1 protein-coding gene is annotated in these 656 nt (G+C 71.0%); it reads left to right on the top strand.

What is annotated here, in order from left to right:
- Nucleotides 1-164 precede the first annotated feature (164 nt).
- The coding region (locus tag AC1DU6_RS34335; protein WP_477862935.1) for a signal recognition particle receptor subunit alpha at nt 165-656 on the top strand (492 nt) is incomplete at its 3' end.

Genomic DNA, 656 nt, shown 5'->3' on the forward strand with positions numbered 1-656 from the left:
GCCCACCAGCTGGCGGAGCGGGGCGACGGAGCAAACGGCAAGGCAGCGTGCATAGCGGACCGGGAGTGCGGGGAGCCTGATTCAGTGTCACCCGGTTCACCGGCGCCAAAAAATCAAGCGCGTGCGAGAAAGGGGCCTTCGCCTGGGCCGGCGAGAATGCCCCCATGTTCAGTTTCTTCAAGAAGACGGCGCCGGCGCCGGTGCCCGACGAGGCGCCCACCCTGCTGCCCGAGGGCTGGGTCACCAAGCCCGCCAGCCCGCCACCTCCGCCCGCCGCTCCCGAGCCAGTTGCACCACCGGTCGCCGCGCCCCAAGCACCCGTTCCCGCCGCGCCGACTCCCGCGCTGCCCGTCGCCCTGCCGCCGAGGGCGCCCGAACCCGCCGCTGCGCCGCGCCAGAGCTGGATGGAGCGGCTGCGTGCCGGCCTGCGCAAGACCGGCGGCAGCATCGCCGGCGTCTTCACCGGCACCCAGATCGACGACCAGCTTTACGAGGAGCTGGAAGAAGCCCTGTTGATGGCCGATGCCGGCGTCAAGGCCACGCAGTTCCTGCTCGATGACCTGAAGCGTCGCGTGAAGGACGCTCGGGCCAGCGACCCGCAGGCCGTGCGTGGTCTGCTGATCGACGCGCTCACCGAGTTGCTGTCGCCGCTGGAA

Source organism: Roseateles sp. P5_B10 (assembly GCF_056400485.1).